Annotated in this window: 2 protein-coding genes; one reads left to right on the top strand and one right to left on the bottom strand. The window is 72.6% G+C overall.

Features of this window, described 5'->3' with window-relative positions; genetic code table 11:
• A partial coding sequence (locus tag AOK18_RS11680) for a Mut7-C RNAse domain-containing protein (RefSeq protein ID WP_055694291.1) occupies positions 1-495 on the top strand: 495 nt, incomplete at its 5' end.
• Positions 496-553: 58 nt separating this feature from the next.
• Here AOK18_RS11680 and AOK18_RS11675 read toward each other — a convergent pair.
• Positions 554-3,013: a galactose oxidase early set domain-containing protein gene (locus AOK18_RS11675; RefSeq protein ID WP_055694290.1), complete on the bottom strand. Its 2,460-nt coding sequence runs from the start codon at positions 3,011-3,013 to the stop codon at positions 554-556.
• Positions 3,014-3,137 lie beyond the last annotated feature (124 nt).

Here is a 3,137-nt window from a genome sequence, read left to right as displayed (position 1 = left end):
CACCCCCAGCGCGTGCCCGGCGCCCCGCTCCGCTTCCTCCTCGACGTCCACCTCGGCACCCTGGCCCGCCGGCTGCGGCTGCTGGGCGTGGACACGGCGTACGAGGCGACGGACATCGGCGACCCCGCGCTGGCCGCCCGGTCCGCGGCCGAGAAGCGGGTGATGCTCAGCCGCGACCGGGGACTGCTGCGCCGCCGGGAACTGTGGGCCGGCGCGTTCGTCTACAGCACCGGACCCGACGAGCAGCTCCCCTACGTCCTGGACCGGTTCCGGCCCGAGCTGCGCCCCTGGACCCGCTGCACCGCCTGCAACGGACTGCTCCGCGCCGCCACCAAGGACGAGGTCGCCGACCAGCTGAAGAGCGGCACGCACCGCTCCTACGACGTGTTCGCGCAGTGCGCGGACTGCGGCCGCGCCTACTGGCGGGGCGCGCACCACGACCAGCTGGAGGCGATCGTGGAACGCGCCCTGAGCCGGGTCGCCCAGGAGAACTGAACGACCCGGCCCTGCGGTGTCCGCCCGCGCGGCCCGGGCCGAGCCGCGCGGGCGGTGGTCAGCCGCGCCGGACGTCGCCCTTGCCGCAGGCGACGCCGTCGCGGTTCCCGTCCAGCCGCAGCGGGTCGTCCCTGCCGTTGACCTCGAGCGTGCCGTAGTCGTTGCGCTCCAGCCAGGCGCAGCGGGCGGCGGCCGTCGCCGCGACCTCGGCCGGGAAGGCGGTCGGTACGCAGACGTTGGCCGAGCCGTAGTGCCGGTCGCAGCCCGAGACCGTCGGCGGGACCGGCTGCGCGGCGCGCTTCTTCCCGGGCCCGGTGACCTTCCCCTCCGGGGCCCCGGCGAAGTCGTGCACGTGGGCGCCGGCGTCCTTCGCGGTCAGTGCCGCCGGGCCCTGGAGGTGCACCCACTCGGCGACCGAGGGCACGCCGGCCGCGTCCACCGCGAACAGCATGTACCAGCCGGGCGGCGCCAGATCGGGATTGCTCGTCACGTTCAGGTCGACGGTGGTCCCGCCGTCCTCCCCGACGGACAGCGGCAGGTCCACGAACCGCTGGTTGGGGTCGGAGGAGTGGGTGACGGCCGCCGGGCGGATCAGCTCGGCCTTGGCGATGGGCCGGTCGACGGTGATGCGCTGGGTGTCGCCGTAGGTCCACTCGCTGTCGATCAGCGAGGTGATCACCGGCCGTTCGCCCTGGAACAGGTAGGGCGGGCTGTAGACGGACACGCTGTGGTTCCAGGAGCCGTTGCCCGGGTTGTCGCCCGTGGTCATGACCCGGCCGTCGGGCAGCAGGAACGCCGAGGAGTGGTACCCGCGCGCCTCGGGGTCGACGGCCACCGGGTCGAAGGTCTCCGACACCGGGTCGAAGACCGACGTCTCGAAGACCGGGTCGGCCCGGTTGTGCAGCCCGCCGCCGGTCTCCAGCACCTTGCCGTCGGGCAGCAGCACCGCCGAGAGGTACATCTTGCCCTGGTCGCCGGTCTGCGGCACCGGGCCGTCGCCGTGGTCGACCGTGCCCTGCGGGATCGGCGGCCCGGCCACGTAGGAGGGGTTCGCCTCCTTGAGGTCGATGATGTCGGTCAGCCGGTTCGCGTCCGGATTGGAGTCGATGTTGCCGCCGCCCAGGGTGAGCACCTTCTGGTCCTGCGCCGGGGGCAGCAGCACGCTCGCCGACTGGTCCCGCTCGTCCTTCTTCCGCAGGCCCGGGACCTCGGTGACCGTGTTGGCGCCGTAGTCGTAGATCGCGGAGCCGGTGCCCGGGATGTTGTTGCCGAAGACGTGGCTGCCCGAGTAGAACAGGCGCCCGTCCTGCATCAGGATCATCGACGGGTACAGGCCCCAGTACGACCAGGTCTGGTGGACCCGGTTCATCGGCAGCCACCGCTGCTCGGCGTCGGACCACAGGTCGGCGGTGACCGAACCGGTGGAGTCCTCGCGCAGACCGCCGAAGCTGATCACGTCGCCGTTGCCGAGGATCGTCGCCGACGGGTACCAGTGGCCGTCGTTCATGTCGTCGGTCCTCGTGTAGGTCTCGGTCTCCGGGTCGAAGACGTACGAGTCCCTGTACCCCTGGTAGCCGACCGTGCCGTCGGCGGACGGGTAGCCCTTGTTGCCGCTCATCACCAGCACCCGGCCGTCCCGCAGCTGCACGTGCCCGGCGCAGAACATGTCGTCCGGCGTGGGGACGATCGCGTACGTGCCCTCCTCCGGGTCGTAGACGGCGCTGGTGAAGGTGCCGGCCTCGAACAGTTCCTCGCTGTTGCCGGAGCCCGCGATCAGCAGCACCTTGCCGTTGTGGAGGACCACGGAGTGCATCGAGCGGACCGGGTTCTTCGTGGGCAGCACCTCCCACGCGCCGTCGGCGCACTCCCGGGCGGTGCCGGTGCAGCCCGGCTCCGGGACCGGCTCGGTGACCTGCTCCATCGTGTAGTCGTCGGTGGTGACCGCACCGGTGCCGTAGACGGAGACGCCCCAGGAGATGCGGTCGGTGCCGGCCGGGACCTCCGGGGTGCGGACGGTGGCCTCGGTCCAGGCGGCGGGCTGCATGTCCAGCGTCTTCAGGTCCGTCCAGTACTGCCAGCCGGCCGTCTCGTCGTGCCGGAACAGGGTGAGCGAGGCGTCCGGGGTCGTCGACTTGTACCAGAGGCCCAGGTCGTACTGCCCGCCCGGCGACACGACCGGCGCGCACGCGGCGGACTCGGTGATCAGCGCCTTGCGGTCGCCCCCGGCGCGGCGGGTCAGCTCGACCCTCATCGCCCTGTCGCCGGAGTGGGCGTCGGAGGTGGTGGTGAAGGAGAAGTCGTTGTCGCCCCAGCCGGACTTCTCCCAGCAGTGCGGCATGTCGTCCGCGCCGGCGGTCTCGAACCCGGGGTTCGTGATCAGGTTGGCGGCCGAGGCGGGCTGCGGGGCGGTGAGGAGGAGACCGGCGGTCAGGGCGCCGACCGCCAGCAGGGCGGTACGGCGTCCGGTGCGCACGGGTGCCCTCGTACGGCTCGTTCTCGTTCTCGCTCTCGCTCTCATGCGGTGCTCCTCGCGGTGCGGCTCTCTTCGGTGCGGTCCTCTTCGGGGCGGTCCTCTTCCGGACGGCGGCCCGCACGGCCCGTCGCGGCGCCGCGACGGGCCGTGCGGTCCCCGCGGTCCCCGC

The sequence above is a fragment of the Streptomyces prasinopilosus genome (genome assembly GCF_001419695.1).
Lineage (GTDB): Bacteria > Actinomycetota > Actinomycetes > Streptomycetales > Streptomycetaceae > Streptomyces > Streptomyces prasinopilosus.
Note: the sequence above shows the minus strand (reverse complement) of the source record. Positions and strands in the feature narration are given on the sequence as shown.